Annotated in this window: 24 protein-coding genes and 1 pseudogene; 12 read left to right on the plus strand and 13 right to left on the minus strand. The window is 64.7% G+C overall.

All coding sequences use genetic code 11. The features are described from left to right. Positions 1–34 precede the first annotated feature (34 nt). Positions 35–901 carry a hydroxymethylpyrimidine/phosphomethylpyrimidine kinase gene (locus KDW55_RS00300; protein WP_040143547.1) on the minus strand — a complete coding sequence of 289 codons (867 nt, stop codon included), beginning with the start codon at positions 899–901 and terminating at the stop codon, positions 35–37. 255 nt (positions 902–1156) lie between these two features. On the opposite strand from KDW55_RS00300, the gene KDW55_RS00305 reads away from it, so the two are divergent. From KDW55_RS00305 to KDW55_RS00340, 8 genes and pseudogenes are all read left to right on the plus strand, one after another. Beyond that, positions 1157–1327 (plus strand): rubredoxin, encoded by a 171-nt coding sequence (locus KDW55_RS00305; RefSeq protein ID WP_004186709.1) that lies wholly within the window; start codon positions 1157–1159, stop codon positions 1325–1327. Between the two features lie 104 nt (positions 1328–1431). After that, positions 1432–2733 carry a hypothetical protein gene (locus tag KDW55_RS00310; protein ID WP_069241026.1) on the plus strand — a complete coding sequence of 434 codons (1302 nt, stop codon included), beginning with the start codon at positions 1432–1434 and terminating at the stop codon, positions 2731–2733. 182 nt (positions 2734–2915) lie between these two features. Then, positions 2916–3494 carry a YqgE/AlgH family protein gene (locus tag KDW55_RS00315; RefSeq protein WP_006751106.1) on the plus strand — a complete coding sequence of 193 codons (579 nt, stop codon included), beginning with the start codon at positions 2916–2918 and terminating at the stop codon, positions 3492–3494. Further along, a complete protein-coding gene (gene ruvX, locus KDW55_RS00320; protein WP_040143549.1) occupies positions 3491–3940 on the plus strand; it encodes a Holliday junction resolvase RuvX in 450 nt (149 codons plus the stop codon). The genes KDW55_RS00315 and ruvX overlap by 4 nt, the downstream gene beginning before the upstream one ends. Further along, positions 3927–4442, plus strand: a complete 516-nt coding sequence (gene pyrR, locus KDW55_RS00325; protein ID WP_040143550.1) for a bifunctional pyr operon transcriptional regulator/uracil phosphoribosyltransferase PyrR — start codon at positions 3927–3929, stop codon at positions 4440–4442. The genes ruvX and pyrR overlap by 14 nt, the downstream gene beginning before the upstream one ends. Before the next feature lie 74 nt (positions 4443–4516). Next, on the plus strand, positions 4517–5548 hold the full coding sequence (locus KDW55_RS00330) for an aspartate carbamoyltransferase catalytic subunit (protein WP_044846292.1): 1032 nt from the start codon (positions 4517–4519) through the stop codon (positions 5546–5548). 61 nt (positions 5549–5609) lie between these two features. Next, the gene (locus tag KDW55_RS00335; RefSeq protein ID WP_040143552.1) at positions 5610–6887 is read left to right on the plus strand and encodes a dihydroorotase; all 1278 of its coding nucleotides are present in this window, start codon (positions 5610–5612) and stop codon (positions 6885–6887) included. 19 nt (positions 6888–6906) lie between these two features. After that, positions 6907–7650 (plus strand): annotated as a pseudogene (locus tag KDW55_RS00340) (lysophospholipid acyltransferase family protein); the annotation flags it as partial. Positions 7651–7797: 147 nt separating this feature from the next. On the opposite strand, the gene KDW55_RS00345 reads toward KDW55_RS00340, so the two are convergent. Further along, positions 7798–8637, minus strand: coding sequence for a symmetrical bis(5'-nucleosyl)-tetraphosphatase (locus KDW55_RS00345; RefSeq protein ID WP_212159795.1), 840 nt, complete (start codon positions 8635–8637; stop codon positions 7798–7800). A gap of 288 nt (positions 8638–8925) precedes the next feature. Here KDW55_RS00345 and rfbB point away from each other — a divergent pair, with 288 nt between their 5' ends. The 4 genes from rfbB to rfbD are packed head-to-tail and all read left to right on the plus strand — an operon-like array spanning position 8926 to position 12343. Then, entirely contained in the window at positions 8926–9987 is a 1062-nt protein-coding gene (rfbB, locus tag KDW55_RS00350) for a dTDP-glucose 4,6-dehydratase (protein WP_040143553.1), read from the plus strand. A 9-nt stretch (positions 9988–9996) separates the two neighbouring features. After that, positions 9997–10890, plus strand: coding sequence for a glucose-1-phosphate thymidylyltransferase RfbA (gene rfbA, locus KDW55_RS00355; protein WP_212159796.1), 894 nt, complete (start codon positions 9997–9999; stop codon positions 10888–10890). Further along, positions 10875–11426, plus strand: a complete 552-nt coding sequence (gene rfbC, locus KDW55_RS00360) for a dTDP-4-dehydrorhamnose 3,5-epimerase (protein ID WP_040143555.1) — start codon at positions 10875–10877, stop codon at positions 11424–11426. Before rfbA ends, rfbC begins: the two co-directional genes overlap by 16 nt. Positions 11427–11446: 20 nt before the next feature. Beyond that, positions 11447–12343: a dTDP-4-dehydrorhamnose reductase gene (gene rfbD, locus KDW55_RS00365; RefSeq protein WP_249173775.1), complete on the plus strand. Its 897-nt coding sequence runs from the start codon at positions 11447–11449 to the stop codon at positions 12341–12343. Positions 12344–12349: 6 nt separating this feature from the next. Here rfbD and KDW55_RS00370 read toward each other — a convergent pair whose 3' ends face one another. From KDW55_RS00370 to KDW55_RS00420, 11 genes are read right to left on the minus strand one after another with little or no spacing between them, the layout of a single operon-like run. Then, positions 12350–13471 carry a glycosyltransferase gene (locus KDW55_RS00370; protein ID WP_212159798.1) on the minus strand — a complete coding sequence of 374 codons (1122 nt, stop codon included), beginning with the start codon at positions 13469–13471 and terminating at the stop codon, positions 12350–12352. Positions 13472–13490: 19 nt separating this feature from the next. After that, complete coding sequence (locus KDW55_RS00375) at positions 13491–14369, minus strand: NAD-dependent epimerase/dehydratase family protein (protein ID WP_040143557.1); 879 nt, start codon at positions 14367–14369, stop codon at positions 13491–13493. A gap of 13 nt (positions 14370–14382) precedes the next feature. Beyond that, positions 14383–15423, minus strand: a complete 1041-nt coding sequence (gene gmd / locus KDW55_RS00380; RefSeq protein WP_040143558.1) for a GDP-mannose 4,6-dehydratase — start codon at positions 15421–15423, stop codon at positions 14383–14385. A 44-nt stretch (positions 15424–15467) separates the two neighbouring features. Beyond that, entirely contained in the window at positions 15468–16415 is a 948-nt protein-coding gene (gene rfaE1, locus KDW55_RS00385; protein WP_052111028.1) for a D-glycero-beta-D-manno-heptose-7-phosphate kinase, read from the minus strand. 13 nt (positions 16416–16428) lie between these two features. Beyond that, the gene (locus KDW55_RS00390) at positions 16429–17427 is read right to left on the minus strand and encodes a glycosyltransferase family 9 protein (RefSeq protein WP_040143559.1); all 999 of its coding nucleotides are present in this window, start codon (positions 17425–17427) and stop codon (positions 16429–16431) included. Further along, positions 17420–18934, minus strand: coding sequence for a glycosyltransferase family 1 protein (locus KDW55_RS00395; RefSeq protein ID WP_212197791.1), 1515 nt, complete (start codon positions 18932–18934; stop codon positions 17420–17422). Before KDW55_RS00395 ends, KDW55_RS00390 begins: the two co-directional genes overlap by 8 nt. Further along, positions 18934–20136 carry a glycosyltransferase gene (locus KDW55_RS00400; protein WP_197416222.1) on the minus strand — a complete coding sequence of 401 codons (1203 nt, stop codon included), beginning with the start codon at positions 20134–20136 and terminating at the stop codon, positions 18934–18936. Before KDW55_RS00400 ends, KDW55_RS00395 begins: the two co-directional genes overlap by 1 nt. Beyond that, entirely contained in the window at positions 20123–20509 is a 387-nt protein-coding gene (locus KDW55_RS00405) for a hypothetical protein (RefSeq protein WP_040143561.1), read from the minus strand. The genes KDW55_RS00400 and KDW55_RS00405 overlap by 14 nt, the downstream gene beginning before the upstream one ends. Before the next feature lie 18 nt (positions 20510–20527). After that, complete coding sequence (locus KDW55_RS00410; protein ID WP_080294567.1) at positions 20528–21517, minus strand: FkbM family methyltransferase; 990 nt, start codon at positions 21515–21517, stop codon at positions 20528–20530. Further along, a complete protein-coding gene (locus KDW55_RS00415; protein WP_040143562.1) occupies positions 21514–22734 on the minus strand; it encodes an ABC transporter ATP-binding protein in 1221 nt (406 codons plus the stop codon). Before KDW55_RS00415 ends, KDW55_RS00410 begins: the two co-directional genes overlap by 4 nt. Continuing rightward, complete coding sequence (locus KDW55_RS00420) at positions 22734–23531, minus strand: ABC transporter permease (protein ID WP_040143563.1); 798 nt, start codon at positions 23529–23531, stop codon at positions 22734–22736. Before KDW55_RS00420 ends, KDW55_RS00415 begins: the two co-directional genes overlap by 1 nt. Between the last annotated feature and the right edge of the window lie 5 nt (positions 23532–23536).

Genomic DNA, 23536 nt, shown 5'->3' on the forward strand with positions numbered 1-23536 from the left:
GTCACGCCCGCGAACGTGTGGCCGCCTGTGGCGGTTAATGCCGGGCGATCCGTGGCGAGCTTTTGCTGTTTTCCGTCACGGCTGGCCCACCGTCCTCGTCATTACTACGCGCCCAGAAGAACCGATCGGGCAGGTACGCACCCATACCGGGCCGGAACGCGTCGCGCACGGCCTGGTAAAGATATTCCTGCGCTTCGCGAACGGCCTCGGGCGGTTCCTGCCCATTGGCGAGCAACGCGGCGATCGCCGCGCCGAGCGTGTCGGTGATGCCCATCAGCCGGTGCGGCGAGCGATCCCACATGTCCTCGCGGAGCTGGCCTTCCTCGCCGTACAGCGTATTGACGAGCCGGTGCGAGCCCGTCTCCGACGACAGGATGTATTCGCAGCCCTGCGACAGCAGGTGCGACACGGCCGCATCGAGGTTCGGCGCCTCGGCATCGCCGTCCGGCTGCGCGAGCGCGATCAGCGTCGCGTGATCGGCGACCAGCAGCGTCGTCTGCGGTGCAAGCAGATCGGCGATCGACTCGCGCAAATCGTCGGCGGCGAGCACGTGTTCGTCGTCGAGCGTGAAGTCGGGTGCGAGCACCAGCGGCACGCCGTCGTAATCGGCGACCACCTCGGCGATCGCGCTCACGACTTCCGCGCGCGTCGCCGCGCCGATCTTGAACGCGGCAACCGGCATGTCCTCGAGCAGCATGCGCGCCTGCGCGGCGACGACATCCGGATCGAGGCCGGTGACTTCGTCGCAGGCGGCCGAGTCGCGCACGGTGTAGCCGGTCAGGACGGACACGCCGTGACAGCCCATGCTCGCCAGGGTCATCAGATCGGCTTGGAGGCCGGAGCCGCCGGTGGGATCGGACAGGCCGAAGGTGAGGACGATCGGAGGGGCGTTGCTGGACATGTAAAAATGGGGCAAGAAAAAAACGGGGAAAGCGACGGAGAGGCGGACGGCGAGGCGAATTGGGCGGTTTTTGCCCGGTGTTGCCCGGCAGGCCGCACTGTGCAGCCATTATGCGGCGGAATCCGGCCCGCACGACGGATTTTTTAGCGCGACGCGACGTAGTCGCTGCCCTCCAGCGCGATTGCTAGGCAGTCCGGCCCCGACACGGTACCATCATGGCTCCCGAATTTACCGACTTTCCCGACGCGGCTTAAGATGGAATACAAGAGCTGGATGTGCCTGATTTGCGGCTGGATTTATGACGAAGAAGCCGGGCTGCCCGAAGAGGGCATCGCCCCGGGCACGCGCTGGGAAGACGTCCCGATCAACTGGACGTGCCCCGAATGCGGCGCTCGCAAGGAAGACTTCGAGATGGTCCAGATCTGACCGGACCGTCGGCCCGCGCGCACACCGCTCCGGTCTCGCGATTGCCTGGCGCTTGCGCGCCGCGGTCGGCGCGAGCGACTTGACGATGACAGGCGCGCGTGTACATGACGTCCGATCCGGCGAACATTCCCCACCCTGACGCACTGCCGAACCCGCGCGGCGGCGCCGTGCGCGCGGCCGACGCGTGGCTTGCGGCGGCCGGCGACGCATTCGAGCGTCGCGACGACGCGGTAGAGCCGTTGTCGGCCGCGGCGGCTGTGCTGGCGGAAGCCGGCTGGTTGCCGGCCGCCCGTTTCGCGGGGCAATTGGCGGCGTCGGCGCCCCCGGGCGCCGAGGCGCCGGCCGCTCACGCCTGGCGCCTCGCACTGCGCGATTTCCGCGCGGCTGTCGGCCGTCACAATTTGCGCGAGCTTGCCTGCTCGCCGGTTCTTTTCGATCATTTTCGCGGGTTGCGCGCGCAAAGCGCGGCGGACCGGCACGCGAACGTGTCGCTCGACGTACTGGCGCTCGTCGGACGCGCAATGCCGCCGGCAACGCTGTGCGCGCTGCCGGACGCATTCGCAAGCCGCGCGCGGGCCCGCTACGAGCAGGCGCTGCTCGGCGCGCTGCGCGCGGCGAGCGGTGCGCAGGAGGCGGCGCTCGACGAACTCGATACGACCCTCGCCGCGCTCTCGGACGGTACGCCGTACGACTTCTGGCGGCTCGCCGCTGCGTGCCTGCGCGCGCTGCGCGCCACCGCCGCGCCCGAGCTGAAACGGTTTCTCGCGCGGACCAACCTGCTGCTCGGCGAGCACGCGCGGGGCCGGCGCCATGCGCCACCCGAGCTCGTGCGCGAGACGGCCGCGTTGCTGTGGCGCGATTTCGCGCTGTTCGGCGCGGCGGCCGAGGATGGCGCGCTCGTCGACGTGCTGCACGACTACGGGCTCACCGTGGACTGGCACGTTGCCGGCACGCCCGCGTCCGAAGCGCTGTGGGAAGCCGGTGCGGCGCGTGCCGAGCGCGATGCCGTCGCAACCGCACCGACCCGCGTGCTCGGCGCCGTGACCGTCAACGCGCACGCGTACGAGGATTTCCTGCAGACCGCCGACGCGTCGATGGCCGATCTCGCGACCGCCCCGGCCGCGGCCGATGCGGGCGCGGCGTGGCGTGCATCCGCGGCCGCCTATCGCGTCGGCACGGCCGCCTGCGCACTCGGGCTTGGTCACGCGGCGCTGCTGGCCGATACGCTCGGGCTCGCGTGGCGTCGTGCCGCGCATGGCCTGCCGCTCGCCGATGGCGGGCTCGACGCGCACCGCCGTGCGTCCGACATGCTGCGTGCTGCGCTGTTAAAGATCGCCGCGGGCGTGGCGCCGCCGGACCTCACAGCGGCGTCCGAAGCGCTCGGTGCGGCGCTTGGCCGGACCTGACCCGCAACGGGGCGCGACCGCGGCGGCAGGCCTTGCCGCACGGGCCCCCAACACGCTCCCGACAGCCCCCGCGCGCGTGTTAGAGTGCCGTGTAATCCGCGCGCGTCGTTGCCAGCGTCGTGCGGCGTTGCTTGTTGATCGCGGCCCGGTCAGGTCGCGGCGTCTTTGCTAAAATTCAAACCATGTCAAAGCCTTCCGATCGCATCAATCTCACCAACCAGTTCCTGATCGCCATGCCGAACATGGCGGATCCGACGTTTTCGGGAACGGTGGTCTATCTTTGCGATCACAGCGAGCGCGGCGCGCTCGGCCTCGTCATCAATCGTCCCACCGACATCGATCTCGAATCGCTGTTCAACCGCATCGACCTGAAGCTCGATATCGAGCCGCTGCTGCACATCCCCGTGTATTTCGGCGGCCCGGTGCAGACCGAGCGCGGCTTCGTGCTGCACGAGCCGGTCGAGGGCGCGAACTACAACTCGTCGATGTCGGTCGAGGGCGGGCTCGAGATGACGACGTCGAAAGACGTGCTCGAGGCGGTCGCGACGGGCACCGGCCCGAAGCGCTTCCTGCTGACGCTCGGCCATGCGGGTTGGGGTGCCGGGCAGCTCGAGGAAGAGATTTCCCGCAACGGCTGGCTGACGGTCGCCGCCGATCCGCGCATCGTGTTCGACACGCCGGCCGAGGAGCGCTTCGAAGCCGCACTCGGCCTGCTCGGCGTCAGCTCGTCGATGCTGTCCGGCGAAGCAGGGCACGCATGAGTGGCGCGAGCGCGCGCGATGCGACGCTCCTGGCGTTCGACTACGGCGAGAAACGGATCGGGGTCGCGATCGGCAATGCGCTGACGCGCTCGGCCCGCGCGCTCGTCGTGATTCCCAACCTGAACCGCGAGCACCGCTTCAAGGCGGTCGGCGAGTTGCTGGCCGAATGGCGGCCGGACGCGCTCGTCGTCGGGCTGCCGATGCACCCGGACGGCACGCCGCACGAGATGACGCAGCAGGCGAAGCGCTTCGGCAATCAGCTGAACGGCCGCTTCGGGCTGCCCGTCACGTGGGTCGACGAACGCTATTCGTCGGTCGAGGCCGAGGCAGGGCTGCGCGAGCGCAACGTACGCGGCCGCGCGCGCTCCGAGATGCTCGATGCCGAGGCCGCGGCCGTGATCCTTCAACAGTATCTCGATCAATTGTCAGACCATGAGCAACATTGACGCCGACGCGCTTTACCACGTCCTGCTCGACCAGATTCGCGCAGCGTACGGCACGGCGTTCGCCGAGCCGGGCGGCCCGCGGCTCGCCGGCATTCACAGCGGCGGCGCGTGGCTTGCCGAGCGCCTCGCGCGCGATCTCGGCGCGCCGGCGTTCGGCGTCGTGAACGTCGCGCTGCATCGCGACGACTACGCGAAAAAGGGACTGCACAGTCAGGCGAGCCCGACGTCGTTGCCGTTCGACGTCGACGGCGCGCGCATCGTGCTCGTCGACGACGTGCTGTACACCGGCCGCACCGTGCGCGCCGCGCTCAACGAGTTGTTCGACTACGGCCGTCCGGCCGCGGTCGAGCTTGCGGTGCTCGCCGATCGCGGCGGCCGCGAGCTGCCGGTCGCCGCGCGCTTCTCGGGCGGCACGGTCGACGTGCCGGCCGATGCGACGCTCGTGCTGACGCGCGACGCCGCCGCGCAGTTCACGCTGCGTCTCGAGGCGCACGGCGGCTGAACGAACCGCGAAACCGTATCCCGGGCCGCCGGTTCGCGCCGCGGCCCGTTTGCATAGTTGGAATCACGCACACCATGACCACCGACACCACTGGCCGCACCGGCAATCCCGCTGCGGCCGCGAGCCCCGAGCGGTTCCGCTACGGTTTCCTGAAGGGCAATCCGCAGCTCACGAAAAACGGCGAGCTCAAACACCTGCTGTCGATCGAGGGGCTGCCGCGCTCGATCGTCAACCACATCCTCGATACCGCCGAGCAGTTCGTCAGCGTGACGGACCGCGAGGTGAAGAAGGTGCCGCTGTTGCGCGGCAAGTCGGTGTTCAACCTGTTCTTCGAGAACTCGACGCGCACCCGCACGACGTTCGAGATCGCCGCGACGCGCCTGTCGGCCGACGTGCTGAACCTGAACATCAATGCGTCGTCGACGAGCAAGGGCGAGTCGCTGCTCGACACGATCAACAACCTGTCGGCGATGCATGCCGACCTGTTCGTCGTGCGCCATGCATCGAGCGGCGCGCCGTACCTGATCGCCGAGCACTGCGCGCCGCACGTGCACGTGATCAACGCCGGCGACGGCCGTCACGCGCACCCGACGCAGGGGCTGCTCGACATGTACACGATCCGCCACTACAAGCGCGACTTCACGAAGCTGCGCGTGGCGATCGTCGGCGACATCCTGCATTCGCGCGTCGCGCGCTCCGACATCCACGCGCTCACCACGCTCGGCGTGCCGGAAGTGCGCGCGATCGGCCCCCGCACGCTGCTGCCGGGCGGCCTCGAGCAGATGGGCGTGAAGGTGTTCCATAACCTCGACGAGGGGTTGAAGGGCGTCGACGTGATCATCATGCTGCGGCTGCAGAACGAACGGATGAGCGGCGCGCTGCTGCCGTCCGCGCAGGAATATTTCAAGACGTGGGGCCTGACGCCGGAGCGCCTTGCGCTTGCCGCGCCCGACGCGATCGTGATGCATCCGGGGCCGATGAACCGCGGCGTCGAGATCGACTCGCAGGTCGCCGACGGTCCGCAGTCGGTGATCCTCAACCAGGTCACGTTCGGCATCGCCGTGCGGATGGCGGTGATGGGCATCGTCGCCGGCAACAGCGACTGAGCCCGATTTCGCGCATCCTGATCCAGGCACTCAACGCAATCAACGCATTCACAGACAGCGCATGAAGATTCATATCAAAGGCGGCACGGTGGTCGATCCGGCAGCCGGAACCGAGCGGCAGGCCGACGTATTCGTCGCGGACGGCAAAATCGCCGCGCTCGGCACGGCTCCGGCCGGTTTCAACGCGGACAACACGATCGACGCGTCGGGCCTGATCGTCGCGCCCGGCCTCGTCGACCTGTGCGCGCGCCTGCGCGAGCCGGGCTACGAGCACAAGGCGACGCTCGCGTCCGAGATGGCCGCGGCCGTCGCGGGCGGCGTCACGACGCTCGTGTGCCCGCCGGACACCGACCCCGTGCTCGACGAGCCGGGCCTCGTCGAGATGCTCAAGTTTCGCGCACGCAACCTGAAGCAGGCGAACGTGCATCCGCTCGGCGCGCTCACCGTCGGCCTGAAGGGCGACGTGATTACCGAGATGGTCGCGCTGACCGAGTCGGGCTGCGTCGGCTTCACGCATGCGAACGTGCCCGTGCGCGACACGCAGGTGCTGCTGCGCGCGCTGCAGTACGCGAGCACTTACGGCTACACGACGTGGCTGCGTCCGCAAGACGCGTTCATCGGACGCGGCGGCGTCGCCGCGAGCGGCGCGCTCGCGTCGCGACTCGGGTTGTCCGGCGTGCCGGTCGCGGCCGAGACGATCGCGCTGCACACGATTTTCGAGCTGATGCGTGTCACGGGCGCGCGCGTGCACCTTGCCCGCCTGTCGTCGTCAGCCGGACTCGCGCTCGTGCGCGCGGCGAAGGCGGAAGGGCTGCCGGTGACGTGCGACGTCAGCGCGAACCACCTGCACCTGATCGACGTCGACATCGGCTATTTCGATTCGCAGTTCCGACTCGATCCGCCGCTGCGTGGCGAGCGCGACCGCGAAGCGATCCGCGCGGCGCTCGCGGACGGCACGATCGACGCGATCTGCTCCGATCACACGCCGGTCGACGACGACGAGAAGCTGCTGCCGTTCGCCGAAGCGACGCCTGGCGCGACCGGGCTCGAGCTGCTGCTGTCGCTGACGGTGAAATGGGCCGACGAAACGAATACGCCGCTCGCGCAGGCGCTGCGCCGCATCACCGCCGCGCCGGCCGACGTGCTGCAACTGCCGGCGGGCCGGCTTGCCGAAGGCGGCGCGGCCGACCTGTGCGTGTTCGATCCGCGGGCGCACTGGCGCGTCGAGCCGCGTGCGCTGAAGAGCCAGGGCCACAACTCGCCGTTCCTCGGCTACGAACTGCCGGCCTGCGTGCGTGCGACGCTCGTCGCCGGGCACGTCGCGTTCGAGCGTCACTGAACCACGCCGGATCCTCGCCATGACCGCTCTTCGCAAGCTGCGTCTCGTCTTTCACCTGCTGCGCGGCATGGCGATCGTCGCGCTGCGCTTTTCGCACGTCACGCCCGCGCACCGCGCCGAGCTCACACGCCGCTGGTCGCTCAAGATGCTGCGGATCTGCGGGATGCGGCTCGTCGTGCACAACGACGGCGCGCGGCTCGATGCGGGCGCGCTCGTCGTCGGCAACCACGTGTCGTGGCTTGACATCTACACCGTCAATGCATGGCGGCCGACACCGTTCGTGTCGAAGGCGGAGGTGCGGCAGTGGCCGGTCGTCGGCTGGCTTGCCGAGAAGCTCGACACCGTGTTTCTGCAGCGCGAGAAGCGTACCGAGGCGATGCGGGTGATGCACGAGATGGCAGAACGGCTGCGCAACGGCGGCGTCATGTGCGTGTTTCCCGAAGGTACGACGTCGGACGGGCAGGGGCTGTTGCCGTTTCACGCGAACCTGTTCCAGGCCGCAGTGTCGGCGGGGTGCGCAGTGCAGCCGGTGTGTCTGATGTACGAGGATGCGCAAGGGCGGCAGTCGGTCGCGCCGGCCTACACGGGTGAGCTGTCGCTCGGGAAGTCGCTCGACATGGTGTTGCGCGGCGGCCCGCTCGTCGCGCATCTGTACGTGTGCGAGCCGATCCCGCCGGGCGGCGATCGGCGCACGACGTCGGCGGCGGCGCGCGACGCGATCGCGGCCGCGCTCGAAGCGATGCAGGCGAAGGTCGGCAAGCCGTCGCCCGAATCGCTGGCTGAACTCGAGAAGCACGCATATCCGGCGACCGAAGTCGGCGGCGGGGCGACGGGCGAGGCGGCGGACGAGGCGCCAGTGCCGGGGCGGGAGGGGTGACGCTTCTTCTCGCCCGCGCGTCGCACGTGCCGGCTATTCGCCGCCCGGTGTGCGGCAGGCTTCGCACTGCACTTGCGTGACCGTGCGCTCCGTCGGATCGGCCGTCAGCCGCACGGCCGAGAGCTGGTTTCCCCATACGCATCCTGAATCCAGCGCGACGAGGTTGTCGCGCAGCATCAGACCGAGCGCGGCCCAGTGGCCGAATACGACCGTCACGTTTTCGGTGCGGCGGCCCGGTACGTCGAACCACGGCAGGTAGCCCGGCGGTGCACTGTCAGGGCCGCCGTTTGCCTTGAATTCCATCGCGCCGTCAGGTGTGCAGAAGCGCAGGCGAGTGAGGGCGTTGAACGCGACGCGCATCCGGTCGCGTTTTTTCAGGTTCGGATTCCATTGGTTCGGTTCGTTGCCGTAGAGGCCACGAAGCGTGTCGTGCCAGTCCGGCGCGCGCAACGCGCGGTGGAGTTCGTCGGCGAGTTCGAGCGCAAGCGTAGTGTCCCATTGCGGAAGCACGCCGGCGTGGACCAGCAGCTTTCCGTCTTCGAAGTGCGCGAACGGTCGGTGGCGAACCCAGTCGAGAAGGGCGTCGGCGTCCGGGGCGTCGAGGATCTCGCCGATCGTGTCGCCAGGACGTTCGGTGCGGATGCCGGCCGAAACGGCGAGCAGATGGAGGTCGTGGTTGCCGAGGACTGCCGTGACTTGGGGGCCGAGGTCGATCAGCGAGCGCAGTGCAGCGAGCGAGCCCGGGCCGCGGTTGACGATGTCGCCGGCGATCCAGAGCGGGGTGTCGGCCGATGGGGACAGCTTTTCGAGCAACGACTGGAAAGCTGAATGACAGCCTTGGATGTCGCCGATGGCGATGGGGGACCGGCTCATGAAGTTGGGCGTGTTGTCGAGGGGAGCGGAGTCGAGATGGAGGTCCGCCGCGAAATCACGGCGACGCGTCGAGTGTCCATGATAATCGACCATCGAATACGCGTAATCCGCCTCGAACTCGGCACGCGCGGCAGCCGGTTGACCAGTCGCCGGATTTTTACATTCTTCGCAAGCCGTTCAAGGATGATCCGGTAAAATTTCGGCCCTGACGCGATGGCCATTTGCACTGGCAGGTCGAAAGCGGGCGGTGCCAGCGGGTGCCTACTGCGTACTACTAGAGGGAATCTCATGATCCTGATTACGGGCGGTGCGGGATTTATTGGTGCCAATTTTGTCCTCGACTGGCTGAATCAGTCCGACGAAGCCGTGCTCAATGTCGACAAGCTCACATATGCGGGCAACTTCCGCACGCTGAAATCCATCGAACACCATCCGCAGCATACGTTCGCGCGCGTCGACATCTGCGATCGCGCGGCACTCGATGCGCTGTTCGCACAGGCGAAGCCCCGCGCGGTCGTGCACTTTGCGGCCGAGAGTCACGTCGACCGCTCGATTCATGGACCGGCGGATTTCGTCCAGACCAACGTTGTCGGCACCTTTACGCTGCTTGAAGCGGCCCGTGCGTACTGGAGCGGGCTCGGCGATGCCGACAAGGCGGCATTCCGGTTCCTGCACGTATCGACGGACGAGGTGTTCGGGTCGTTGTCGGCGGCCGATCCGCAATTTTCGGAAACGACGCCCTACGCGCCCAACAGCCCGTACTCGGCGACGAAAGCCGCTTCCGATCATCTCGTGCGCGCATATCATCATACCTACGGGCTGCCGACGCTTACCACGAACTGCTCGAACAATTACGGTCCATACCAGTTTCCGGAGAAGCTCATCCCGTTGATGATCGGAAATGCGCTCGCGGGCAAGCCGCTGCCCGTGTATGGCGACGGCCTCAACGTGCGGGACTGGCTGTACGTCGGTGACCACTGCCGCGCCATCCGCGACGTACTCGCACGCGGCGTGCCCGGCGAAACCTACAATGTCGGTGGCTGGAACGAAAAGACGAATCTGGAAGTCGTGCATACGTTATGCGACCTGCTCGATCGCGCGCGCCCGAAGCCGGCTGGGTCGTATCGGGAGCAAATCACATACGTAAAGGATCGGCCGGGTCATGATCGCCGCTATGCGATCGATGCGAGAAAGATCGAGCGCGAACTGGGCTGGCGTCCGGCTGAAACGTTCGAGACGGGGCTTGCCCGGACTGTGCGGTGGTACATCGATAACCAGCAATGGGTCGACGAAGTCGCGTCGGGCGAATATCGCAAGTGGGTCGAAACCAATTACGCGGAACGGAACTGAAGGCTCCCCATGGCACGCAAAGGCATCATTCTCGCCGGCGGTTCCGGCACACGACTATACCCGGTTACGCATGTCGTATCGAAGCAGTTGCTGCCCGTATACGACAAGCCGATGATCTACTATCCGTTGTCGACTTTGATGCTCGCCGGTATTCGTGACGTACTCGTCATCTCCACTCCGCAAGACACGCCGCGCTTCGAAGCAATGCTGGGTAACGGCAGTCAGTGGGGAATGAATCTGCGGTATGCGGTGCAGCCGTCCCCGGACGGCCTTGCGCAGGCATTTTTGATCGGCCGCGACTTCGTGGGCAATGATCCGTCGGCGCTTATCCTTGGTGACAACATCTTCTACGGCCACGACCTCGCGAAGCAACTCGAGCGTGCCAACGCCCGCGACACTGGGGCGACCGTATTCGCTTATCACGTTCACGACCCCGAGCGCTATGGCGTGGTCGAGTTCGACCAGTCCTTCCGTGCGCTGTCGATCGAGGAAAAGCCGGTGCATCCGCGCTCGAACTACGCAGTCACGGGCTTGTACTTTTACGATAACCGCGTATGCGACATCGCGGCCGATATCAAGCCGTCGCAGCGTGGCGAACTGGAAATTACCGACGTCAATTCGCGCTATCTCACGGACAATGCGCTGAATGTCGAGATCATGGGGCGTGGCTATGCGTGGCTCGACACCGGCACGCACGACTCATTGATCGAAGCGGCCAGCTTCATCGCGACGCTGCAGAAGCGCCAGGGGTTGGTTGTCGCATGTCCGGAGGAAATCGCGTATCGCCGCCGCTGGATCGATGCCGAACAATTGCTCAGGCTGGCTCAGCCGATGGCGAAGAATGCGTACGGGCAGTATCTCAAGAACATTCTGACAGACCAGGTCGCATGGCTATCCAAGTAACCGCAACCGCGCTGCCCGAAGTCAAGCTCATCGAGCCGAAGGTGTTCGGCGATGCGCGGGGGTTTTTTTTCGAAAGCTTCAACGCCCGGGAATTTTCCGAGCATGTCGAGGCGGGCGTTGAATTCGTTCAGGACAACCATTCGCTGTCTGCAAAGGGTGTGCTTCGCGGACTGCACTATCAGATCGAGCATGCGCAGGGGAAGCTCGTCCGCGTGGTCGAAGGGGAGGTGTTCGACGTCGCGGTCGACATCCGGCGCAGTTCGCCGAACTTCGGCAAGTGGACGGGCGTGGTGCTGAGCGCCCGCAATCATCGCCAGCTATGGATACCCGCCGGGTTCGCGCATGGTTTCATCGTGCTGTCCGATACCGCGCAGTTCCTCTACAAAACAACCGATTACTGGTACCCCGAGCACGAGCGATGCCTGCTGTGGAGCGATCCCGCGCTCGGCATCGATTGGCGGTTCGATGGCGAACCGCAATTGGCGGCGAAGGATGCGGCAGGCAAGCGGCTGGCCGACGCCGACGTATATGCATGAGCGCGGGCCGGAACGATACGATGCAACGTAGACACACAATTCTCGTGACCGGTATCCGCGGCCAGGTCGGCTTCGCGCTGTTGCGCCATATGCAGGGGCTCGGTGACGTCATCGGCCTCGACCGGGCGGCACTTGATCTTGCGTCGCCGGATGCGATCCGGTCCGTCGTGCGCTCGATTCGCCCGACCGTGATTGTCAATCCCGCTGCCTATACGGCAGTCGATGCTGCCGAAACGCAGCGTGATCTCGCGATGGCGATCAACACGGTTGCGCCGCGCTTGCTTGCTGAAGAGGCGGCGCGGATCGGCGCGTCGCTGATTCATTATTCAACGGACTATGTCTTCGACGGGGCGAAGACGGAGCCTTACGTCGAAACGGACGCGGCGAATCCGCTGAACATCTATGGGGAATCGAAGCTGGCCGGCGAGCAAGGCATTGCAGCGGTCGGGGGCAGGCACATGATCCTGCGCACGAGTTGGGTCTACGGCGCGCGAGGGCGCAACTTTCTGACGACGATGTTGCGCCTGGCGAGCGAACGGGACGAACTGAAGATCGTTGACGATCAGTTTGGTGCCCCCACCTGGTCCGAAACGATTGCGGCACTCACCGCCCACGTCATCGCGCAAGCGCTTGCTTCGGACGACTCCGACGCGTGGTGGCACCGGCACGGCGGCCTCTATCACTTGACGGCGGCGGGGGCGGCCTCCTGGTACGAATTTGCAACGGCGATCTTCGCGCAGGCGCGCGTACAGCGTGTGCCGACACTCGTGCCGATCCCGGCGTCCGCGTATCCGACCCCCGCGTCGCGTCCAGTCAATTCCCGGCTGGCTAACGAGCGGTTCGTACGTGCGTTCGGTCTAGCCGCGCCGCAGTGGCGGGATGCGTTGCGGCTCTGCCTGGACGGCATGGTTCCCTGACGACGGCTAGGCCTGCCGTTGCTCACGCAGTACGCGCTCGTAAATTTCAACGTAACCGTCGACCATCTTGTCGGCGGTGAAGCGCGCTTTGTAGCGTTGCCGAGCCGCTGCGCCGAACCGCGCAGCGAGCGCCGGATCGTTTGCCAGTGTATCGAGTGCGCTGCGTAGAGCCGGCGTATCGCCGAGCGGAACGACGAACCCTGTTTCACCATTTACGTTCACGAACGACGTGCCGGTCCCGATTTCCATCGATACCATCGGCTTGCCGAACAGGGACGCTTCAAGCAGCGAGATTCCAAAAGCCTCGGAGCGCAGGTGGGACGGAAAGACGAGCGCCTCGCAGAGCTCAAGCAACGCAATCTTGTCCTCGTCCGGCGACGCGCCGGTGAACAGCAATTGGCCTTCCAGGCCGAGCCTGCGCGCTTGCGCCTTCAGTTCCCGTTCCATCGGCCCGGCGCCCACGATGACCACCCGGTGGCGGGTACCGTGCAATGCGTCCAGCAGCAGATGTAGCCCCTTGTAGTAGCGCAGGTTGCCCACGAACAGGAAGAACTTGCCGCCGATCTCTCGCCGCCAGCGTGCAAGCGTCGCATCGGCCGCGCGCGGATACGCTGCTTCGTCGATGCCGATCGGCACGACGTCCACCTTGTCGCGGTAACGTTGCAGCACCGGGCTCGTGTCGACGTAATTCGGCGACGTCGCAACGATGCGCGTGACCGAGTCGAGGAAGCGCAGCATGAGCGGCCGATATACCTTCAACAGGTTCTTTTGACGGATGATGTCCGAGTGGTACGTGACGACGGACGGTTTGCCGGTACGTGCGGTCAGATGAACCATGTCCGCGAACGGCCACGGAAAGTGGTAATGCACGATATCGGCGTCGCGCATGAGTTCGCGGTATCGGTGAAAGGCCGACACCGAGAACGGCGATGATGCGATATCGATCGTGACCTTGGCGCGATGGTGCAGGTGACTGCCGAGGTCGACCGTCGACGTGTTGCGGCTGACGGTCAGCACATCGCTGCGGATGCCGCGCGCTGCAGCGCCATCGCAAATGTGCCAGATCATTTGCTCGACGCCGCCCATCGAGTCGGGTTTGTACGTTTTGTAGAAGTGCAGGACGCGCATCGCGGGTCGGTAGGCTTGGTTAGTCTGCTGCAAGCATCCAGCGCAGCGTCGAACGCAGGTCGATCGGCGCGATGTCGGGCACCGCGGCTCGCAGCTTGTCCGGCACGCCGGTCAGCATCTTGACTTCGTTGGCACGGACGAACGCCGGGTTGACTTCGACCGAGAGGTCGTGTCCTGAGATATCGCGGCACATGTCGATGATGTCGGTCAACGAATGCGCCACGCCGCTGCATATATTGACGATCTCGCCCGCCGTCTCGTTCTCGACGAGTGCCCGATAAACATCCGCGACGTAGCGGACATCGGAGAAATCGCGCGACACGTCGAGATTGCCGAGTTCGATCCGGGGCTTGCGCTCCGCGAAGTGGGACACGATCTTCGGTACCAGGAAGCGCGGCGACTGTCCGCGCCCCGTGTAGTTGAACGGGCGCGTAATGACGATCGGCAGTCTGTCGAACCACGTCCGCACGAGGTGTTCCATCGCGACCTTGCTGGCCGCGTAGTGATTCACCGGGGCGAACGGTTGCGCTTCGCTCACGGCGCCACTCGCGTTACCGTAGATGTTTGCGCTGCTGGCAATCAGGATCTTGTCCGGCACGTGGCCGACGTCTGCACATGCCTGAAGCAGGTTCAGCGTACCGATCACGTTGACGTCATAGAACATGCTGGCATTGTCATGACCGACAAAGCTGATCGCCGCGAGATGGACAATGCTGGTCGGTCGAACCGACTCGATCGTCGCCCGACAGGCCTCCAGCGAACAGATGTCGAGCGCAATCTGGCCATCATGGGCATGATTGCCCGCACCGGTGACGCGATGGCCCGCGCGCACCAGCGCATCCGCGACGTAGCCCGCCGTGAATCCGCTCGCTCCCGTAATCAGCGCATGGCGTTCCATGAGCGCGCGTCCGTCAGAAGGAGAAGCCGGCTTCGTTGCGGCGAAGGTCGGCCTCGACCATCATCGCGCAGAGCGTTTCGAGGTTCGTTTCGGGCGCCCAGCCGAGCTTTTCCTTCGCCTTCGCAGGATCGCCGATCAGCAGTTCGACCTCGGCAGGACGATAGAACTTCGGGTTGACACTGACGAGGGTTTTGCCGGTAGCGACGTCCACCCCTCGCTCATTGTCTGCCGTCCCTTCGAAGCGAAGGGTGTAGCCGGCCGCCTTGAATGCCATCGTGACGAAATCGCGCACGGTCTCGGTACGGTTCGTGGCCAGCACGAACGTGTCCGGTTCATCGGCCTGCAGCATCCGCCACATTCCTTCGACGTATTCCTTGGCAAAGCCCCAGTCGCGCTTTGCGTCCAGATTGCCGAGTTCCAGCACGTCCAGCTTGCCGAGCTTGATCTTCGCGACGGAGTCGGTGATCTTGCGCGTGACGAACTCACGGCCGCGCAGCGGCGACTCGTGGTTGAACAGGATCCCGGAGGAACCGAAGATGCCGTACGATTCGCGATAGTTCACGGTGATCCAGTGCGCGTACAACTTCGCGACGCCATACGGGCTGCGCGGATAGAACGGCGTCGTTTCGACCTGCGGAACGGCCTGAACCTTACCGAACATCTCCGACGTCGACGCCTGGTAGAAGCGGATCTTGTCGTTCACGATGCGGATGGCTTCCAGCACGTTGAGCGCCCCGATGCCGGTAATTTCGGCGGTCGTGACCGGCTGGTCGAACGACACGCCGACGAAGCTCTGTGCCGCGAGGTTATACACCTCGGCCGGTTGCGCCGTCTGCAACAGGCGGATCGTCGACGACAGGTCGGTCAGATCGTGCTCGACCAGATGGAGGTCCGGATGCCCGGCGATGCCGAGTTCCTCGATGCGCCAGAAGTTCACGGAACTCGTGCGGCGATAGGTGCCGAACACGCGATAGCCCTTGCCGAGCAGGAGTTGCGCCAGGTATGCGCCGTCCTGACCGGTGATGCCGGTGATGATTGCAGTTTTCTTTTGCATGTCAGATCCTCTGTAACTTGCGATGATTGAACGGGCGGGCGGCGTTACTCGGCCGCGAGCGCGCTTTCGAGTTCTTCGAGCGCAATGGTAGCGGTTCCCAGCTTGCCGACCACGATGCCCGCTGCGACATTGGCCTCGTGCATCGCGCGCAGCCAGTCGCCATGGGTTGCATATCGTACCGCCAACGTGGCGATGACCGTATCGCCCGCGCCGGACACGTCGTATACCTCGCGGGCCTTTGCAGGCTGATGATGTGCACCGGCTGCATCGAACAGCGTCATGCCTTCTTCGCTGCGCGTTACAAGCAGCTTGTCGAGCGACAACTGCGCGCGCAGCGCCTCCGCTTTCGCGGTCAATTCGGCTTCGGAACCGAACCGGCCTGCGACCGCCTTGAATTCCGACAGATTCGGCGTGAGCAAGGTCGCGCCACGATAGCGTTCGTAGTCGTCTCCTTTCGGATCGACGAGGACTACCTTCCCTTGAGAACGTGCCCGCTGTATCAGTGCCTGCACGCCATCCAGCGCTCCCTTGTGGTAGTCGGAAAAGATCACGACGTCCGCGCGCGGCAGCGCATCGTCGAATGCGGCCGCAATTTGGTCGAGCACGGAGGGGGCCGGCGTTCGCTCGAAGTCGAGCCGCAGCAGTTGTTGCTGATGGCCGACCACCCGGAGCTTGACCGTCGTATGCAAGTCGTCGTCGACACAGAGCCGCACATCGATGCCGTTCTCCCGGCACAGGCGCCGGATCGTGTCGGCATTCGCGTCACGTCCCGCGACTGCGAGCAGTGTGGCGGTTGCGCCCAGCCGCGCGCAGTTGTGCGCGACGTTGGCACTGCCGCCGAGTCGGTCTTCCGTGCGCTGGACCGCCACGACGGGCACCGGCGCTTCGGGCGAAATTCGGTTCACGTTGCCGAACCAGTATTGATCCAGCATCACGTCGCCGACGACCAGGATATGCGGCTGGGGATTCACGTTGTCCTCGATAATCGCCATGGGTGAATTCGCGTCAGATATGGCTGGGCCCGCAGACGAAATGCAGCAGGCGTCCCAGCTTGAGTTTGGCCCCGGGGCCGGATGCGAGCAGGGCGGCTTCGATATCCGGCGCAGTAATCAGGGCAGCGCATTCGCGTATCACGCAACCGTTGTAGGCATCCTTTGAAAACTGGATGCACGGCGAGCACGGGACGTCGGAATACAGCACGCGATTCGACGCCCCGAACGGCGAGAAGCGCTGCCATGGACTCGACGTGAATACACCAAGCACCGGCCGGCAGACGGACACCAGATGCAGCGTGCCGCTATCGGCTCCCACCACAACATCGCACGCGCTGACGCGCGTATGAAAGTCGGCTAGCTTCGCACCGCCCAGGATCACGTCCGAGCCGGTCAGGTTCAGCATTCGTGCCAGCATGTTCAGTTCGTCTGCTTCGAGCGGGCCGCCGATCAGCTTGATCGCAATCCCGTGCTTCGATTGCAGCGACTGCGCGAGCCGCACCCAGGTCATTGCGGGAATCTTGTTCGCGAAGAAACCGGCGCTCAGAGAGATGCCGACGGTGCGAAGCGATGACGGCCATTGCGGAGCCGCGCCGCCCGGCCACATCAGCGACGAGCGGGAGTACTCGCCGGTCAACGCTTCCACGACGCGCTGTTGAATGCGTGTTTCGTGGGTCACGTTGTCACTGCGCGGTGCGACGGCGCGTGTGCCGAGGATGCTGACCGCCTCCTGGCAGAAACCGTCGTCGCGCAGGAACACGATGAGCGAATATGACTTCAGTTGCGAAATCAATTCCGGCATGTGTTCGCCGACCCCGTCCTTCTGCAGGTGAGCGAGCTTCGTCGGATGGAGCGCCGGCCCGTCGGGCATGAAATGCTCGAGCAAAAAGCGGTTGCCCGGCGCGGCGTAGAGATCGTAGTTCCCGAACTTCTGCTGCAGTGCGCGCAGCGCAGGCACGCTCAAGACGAAGTCGCCGAGGTGATCGGGCTTGACGACCGCCACGTCAGTCATGATCGCGCTCCAGACGCGTCCCGAGTTTCTGGATCAGCGTCTCGTTGATCATCGACCGAACCAGCGTATTGGTGACTTGGAGCGACACAGCTTCGGCGCCCACGCGCACCGCGTACCACGGATACATCCAGATTCGCCCGGACATGAAGCGCGCGAGCATCCGGGACAGGCGCAAACGCCGCTCCTGCTGCAGGCAGTACAGGTAGTCCAGCGAGAACGAATTGCCCGGCACGTCGCGCAACGTGGCGGGCACGATGCGCGATCGATGGATCAGCGCGCGCCGGATGCGGCGCGCGAGCGGCAACGGTCGATTCGCCGCCGGTGTATCGACCGCCGATTCGCCCGATGCCGCTGCATTTTCGGACAACGGGTCATTGCGAGCACTGGACCGTGCCGCCGCGCTTTCTGTATGGCGTACGGCTTCAGTGACGACTGACAGATACGCTTCGCGCGAGAACTTGCGGACCCACTCCTGACGCGCACCGAGCGTGTGCGCGCCGTAGTCCGGGTCGGCGGCGGCGCGCCGGGCAGCTTCGATGAGGCCCTGCGCGATCGAATGCGGGTTGCACGGGTCGACATAGCTGGCAAACGGGCCGCCGACCTCGGGCAGCGCGCCGGTGTCGGACAGCAGCAGCGGGATGCCGCGCGCGAGCGCCTCCAGTGCCGGAAGGCCGAAACCTTCCCACAAGGACGGGTACGCGAGCGCGCAACAGCGCTCGTATTCGTCGCGCAGCTTGTCGTCAGGCAGGCGGCCGCAGAGCACGGCACCTTCCACGCGCGCGACGGCGGCCTTGATGACCTCCGCTCCATGGCCGTCGCCGCCGACGATGCGCAGCGTGTAGCCTTCCTTGGCGAGTCCTGACAGTGCGAAGCCCTGAACGAGACCCGTAATGTTCTTCCGGGTTTCGAGGCTGCCCACGAACAGGAATTGTCGCGACGGCTCCCGTCGCTTCGCTTCGACCGGATGATCGAAGCGATCATAGAGTGGGACGACGCGCATGCGGCTGCGCGGAATGCCGTAGTTGGCCCACAGGTCGCGCGACGTGCTCTCGCTGATCGAGAGGATATCGATCGACGGATCGTATAACCGGTCGTACGCGATGGAGTAGAGGCGGGACACGCTCGGGTTGTGCCATTGGGGGCGCGTGATAGGCGTCAGGTCGAGCACGTACGCTATCGTGCGCACGGCTCGGCCGACGAACAGCAGGTACAGCGGGTCGAACACGAAGTTGATGCATGGCGCCTCGGGCTCCCGCTCACCGTGGCGGCGCGCGAACGCGTCGGGATTGGCGAGTGCCGCGCCCAGCAGCGCACCCACACGCGATTCGAAGCTGGCGTTCAGCGTGTAATCGTTGGCGACGAATTCCGCAAGGTCGACCGGTTCGCCCAGTGCTTGCAATCGCACCGGGTGGCCCGACATGATGAGGTGGCGCACCGTATCGCGTACGATGAAGTACATCGCAGTGCGATTGATCGCGAGCGGAGTGATGTCGATGACAAGGCGCATCATGCGTGGTGCTCCCATACCCGCGGGCTGCAGACGGTTCGAAAATGCTCGACCGCGGCGCTGACTTCCGCGTGCGTACGCCGGTCGCGCAAATCTCCGAGCAGCGTTTCGACCGTCGCGAGCAGCGCGCCTTCGCGCAGCACGCCCCAGTGAGCCGAGATCGGGTTCACGCCGACCGGGTCGGCAAGACCGAAGTTGGCCACCTCGGTGTCGATGAAATAGCGATAGTTCGCGGGCAGGAATTCGGCGAACGACGTGTGGCGCGGGCATAGCGCCGGCTTGCCCGCCAGCAGGTTCTCGAAGAGACCGAGACCAAGACCTTCGCCGAACGATGCCGTCAGGAAGCCGTCGCAGGTTTGTCCAAGCGCCTGCATCGTGTCGTGGGTCAATGACCCGGTACACATGTAGACGCGCGACGAGTCGACTTCGTGGCGGCGCGCGATTTGAGCGAACAGCGTCGCGACGCGGTCGAACAAGCGATCTGCCGTTTCCGTAACGTCGATTGTCGACACCTTGAGCACGAGCCCCGCGCGCGGATGCGCCCGAATCACGTCGAGCCATTCGTCGGCGAGGACCGGGAAGCCCTTGCGCGGGATTAGCGTGTTGGTGCTCAGCAGCAGCAGATCGCTCTGCGTACGTACCTCGGACAGCGAAACGAGGTTCGGGGCCATGCCGCCGCGCAGCGGAATTTCGCGCAGCGTGAGCTCCGGGATCGACACGTCGCGCAGTTCGGCGTTGCCGTGCGGCATCGGGCAGGGGGTATAGACGATCGGGATTTCGACGCCTTCTTCCTCGAGCATCGGCTGCATGAAACGGGCCGGCACCCATACTTCGTCGATATCGTTGATCGACGCGATCCACGACTGATTGCCGAGGCGATCGGTTTCCCAGAAAAAGAGGCCGATGTTTCGCGCACCGGTGAACGGACGGAAGTTATCGGGTGTCGAAATCGTCAGGACGACAACTTCGCTGCCGGGCATCTTCGCGGCGCTTGCGACACAGTTGTCGGCGATCAGCGGATAAGGCCACACTGCGACATGGCGGGATGGGTGGCCATGCAGGTCGACGCCGAGCACGATGTCGAAATGCGGCTCCAGCCATTCGAGATAGAGTCGGGTGGCGTACGCGTAGCCACTGTAGCTGTTCAGATCGCCGCGAACAATCAACACGCGCCGTTGTGCGGACGGATTACCGTTGGTCATGCTGCGTGATCCGCTTGAGTTCCGTATAGATCAGGTCGACGCAATCGGCCGTCGCTTGCGATTGAGTGCGGCCGGGCCGCGTGACGTAGTTCCACACACGCAAGATCGCGCGTTGCACCGGCGCGAACCGCAGTACCCGGTAGCGCGCGATGCGCGGCGGCAGCGAGGTGCGCGGCGCGGCCAAGTGTCTCAGCATACCGATGCGTGCGAGCAGCTCCGCATCGATTCGCAACGGGGACAGTGCTTGTTGGCGGACATCGTCGCGAGTCGGTTCGAGACGCGTCGCGAACGCCTGCGAATCCCGGATTCGCGCGGCGCGAGTCGATGCTGCGTCGCTCGGAGCAGCGTCCGGATGGTTGTCGGATTGAGTCATGTCGTCGATCCCTCGTCGTCACTTATCGCGATGCGCGGTGAGCCGCAGCGCCATGCGCACGAGCGGTTGGGCAAGTCGCTCGGCCTGGCGTGCGTGGTCCGCCTGCAAGGTAGCGAGCTGGCGTTTCAGGTCCATGACCTGCGCGTCCGAATGGGCAGCATTCAGGTTCGCCTCGGCAAGCTGTGCACGAATCGCGGCCAGCTCGCTCCGCAATGCGGCCAGTTCGTCGTTCGACGCGGCCAGCGCGCGCTCCCGTTCCGCAACGACGTCCTGCAACGCGCGATGTTCATCCGGAGATACTTCGGGATCCAGTACGAAGCAGTGGCCGCGGCGCAATTTCGCGCGATCGAACACGTTCGGCGCGACCGCGATGCGCGGCTTCAGGTCGCGGTGCTCGGCCGCGACATAGAACCGGTTCAGGCCATCGAAGTACGCATACTCGTAACCTGCGTCGATCACGAGCGATTCCCATTCCGCGCTGTTGTCGACAGGTGAATTCGGCTCGGTCGCCTCGATCACGAGAATCCACGGGCGGAAGCGCTTGAAGTCCGCGCCGAGCAGCACGTTGCGCTCGAAGCCTTCGACATCGATTTTCAGGAAATGAATGTCGGCTGGCGCGTGGGCTTCGCAGACGTCCGCGAGCGTGCGCACTTCAACCTCGCGTTCACCGTACACGCGACCGGATTCGCGGTAGCGATTCGCGATCTCGGGCGCATTGGTCGACAAGCCGCGCGCATCGATTTCATAGAGCGTCAGGCGGCCGGGCTTTTCGCCGAGCGCGCACGCGAGGTTGATGTCGCGCGGCCGATCCTGAACGAGCGCATCGAAATGTTCGGTAACCGGCTCGACGTTGATGCCATGCCAGCCCCGCTCGTAGAATGCCTTCGTGACGGAATCCTCGATTGGTTCGTTGGCGCCGACATCGATGTAGAACCCCTGCTCGACATCGCGGAGCGCGCGCCAGAGAACAATGTCTTCGAAGTTCTGCGCAAAGGAGAGAAAGGTCATTGCCGCTCTATCCGGATGGTAGGTTCGATGAAGCTGAAACCCAGGAAGAAGGGGCGGGTAAGGTTCGCGACCGTGAAGACCAGCGCATAGTCGCGCCACTCATAGTTGTTGGTCAGGTGATCCGACCCGCTGGTGAGTGCCGTTGCAACCGAATACGAGCCGGGGCCGACGTTCATGTCGAACGCGAACGTGAATTTCAGGCGTTCGCCGGCTTTCACGTCCTCGGCGATTTGTTTCGTGTGGTATGTGTTGGTGCCGTAGATGTCCTGGCCGAGCCGGTTCTTGATCATGTATCCGAGGACGAGCTTTGGAATCGCCTCGTGTGCGCGAACGGTGATCTGGAGCTGAGCGCTCGAGCCGACGTCGACCATTTCGACCTCGTTGCCCGCGCCGTCGTAAAGCGCGATGTGCTCGACCGTGGCTTCGCCGGTACCGGAGATGGTGCGCGTGTTGCCATCTGCCGTCACTTCCTGGCGAATCGTCTGGCTCTGGCGCTGTGCGAGCGACGCGTTGTAGAAATCGATCACTTCCTCGGGCGGGCCGATTTTGGACACCGTGCCTTTCTCGAGCAGGATGGCCTTGTCGCAGATCGACTGGATCGACGTTTTGTCGTGCGACACGAGCAGCAGCGTAGTGCCCTGCTCGCGGAACTTGCGAATCCGGTCGAAGCTCTTGTGCTGGAAATACGCGTCGCCTACCGACAGCGCCTCGTCCACGATCAGGATGTCGGGGCGGCGTGCCGTCGCGATGCTGAACGCAAGACGCATCTGCATCCCGCTCGAATAGACGCGCACCGGCTGATCGATGTATTCGCCGATCTCGGCGAATTCCTCGATCTCCGACATCAGCGTATCGACGTCGTGATTGGTGAGGCCCAGCAACTGGCCGGCCATATAGACGTTCTGGCGACCGGTAAAGTCGGGATGGAAACCCATGCCGAGCTCGAGCAGCGCGGAGACCGAACCGTTGATCGCGATCTCGCCTTCGGACGCACGCGTCGTGCCCGTGATGATCTTGAGCAGCGTGCTTTTGCCCGCACCGTTGACGCCCATCAGGCCAACGGCTTCGCCCGGTTCGATGTCGAACGAAATATCGCGCAGCACCCATCGCAGGTCGTGGCGGTTCGTGCCGGGTACGATCCATTCGACGAGTCGCCCCCAGCGCGAGCGATAGATTTTGTATGCCTTGCCGACACCGGCTACCTTGATCGCCGTCATTACAGTTCGTCCACCATTTCAGCCGAGTGCCTGCGGAAGATATGTGCCCCGGCCACGCAGAGCAGTACCGCAAGGGCGAGAACGGGCCACAGCGAATACCAGTTCGGCATGCGGTGCCACACGCAAATGTCTTGATAAGCGGTAATCAGGCGCGCCATCGGATTGAACATGATGTAGTGGCGCACGCGCTCCGGCAGCACCGTGATCGGATAGACGATCGGCGTGAACCAGAACCAGAACTGCATGACCACGCCGAAGAGCTGGCCGACGTCGCGGAAGAAGACGTTCAGCACGCCGAGGACAATACCGAGGCCCATTGAAAAAGCGACCTGGAGCAGCAGGACCGGAATCAGCGCGAAATACGACCAGCCGGGGAAATTATTGGAAATCAGCAGGAAGATCGTGAAGAGTCCGAACACGATGCCGAAGTTCAGTAGCGCGTTCAGCGCGACGATGATCGGCAGACAGATGCGCGGGAAGCTGAGCTTCTTGATCAGGTTGGCCTGCTCGAGAAAGACGTTCTGGGCGCGCGTCAGCGTATCGGCGAACAGCCCCCACGTGAGCGAACCCGCGCACAGGTACACGCTGTAGGCGAGATTGCTGTCGACGCCGGGGAGTCGTGCGCGCATCAGTTGGGAGAAGATCACCGTATAGACGAAGATCATCGCCAGCGGATTGATCACCATCCACGCCCCGCCGAGCAGCGAGTTCCGATAGCGCGACTGGAATTCGCGCTTCACGCTGCTGACGACGAATCCGCGATATCGCCACGCGGATTTGATAATTCCTACTGCCATGCAGA

It is taken from the genome of Burkholderia sp. AU19243, from assembly GCF_018148075.1.
GTDB lineage: Bacteria > Pseudomonadota > Gammaproteobacteria > Burkholderiales > Burkholderiaceae > Burkholderia > Burkholderia latens_A.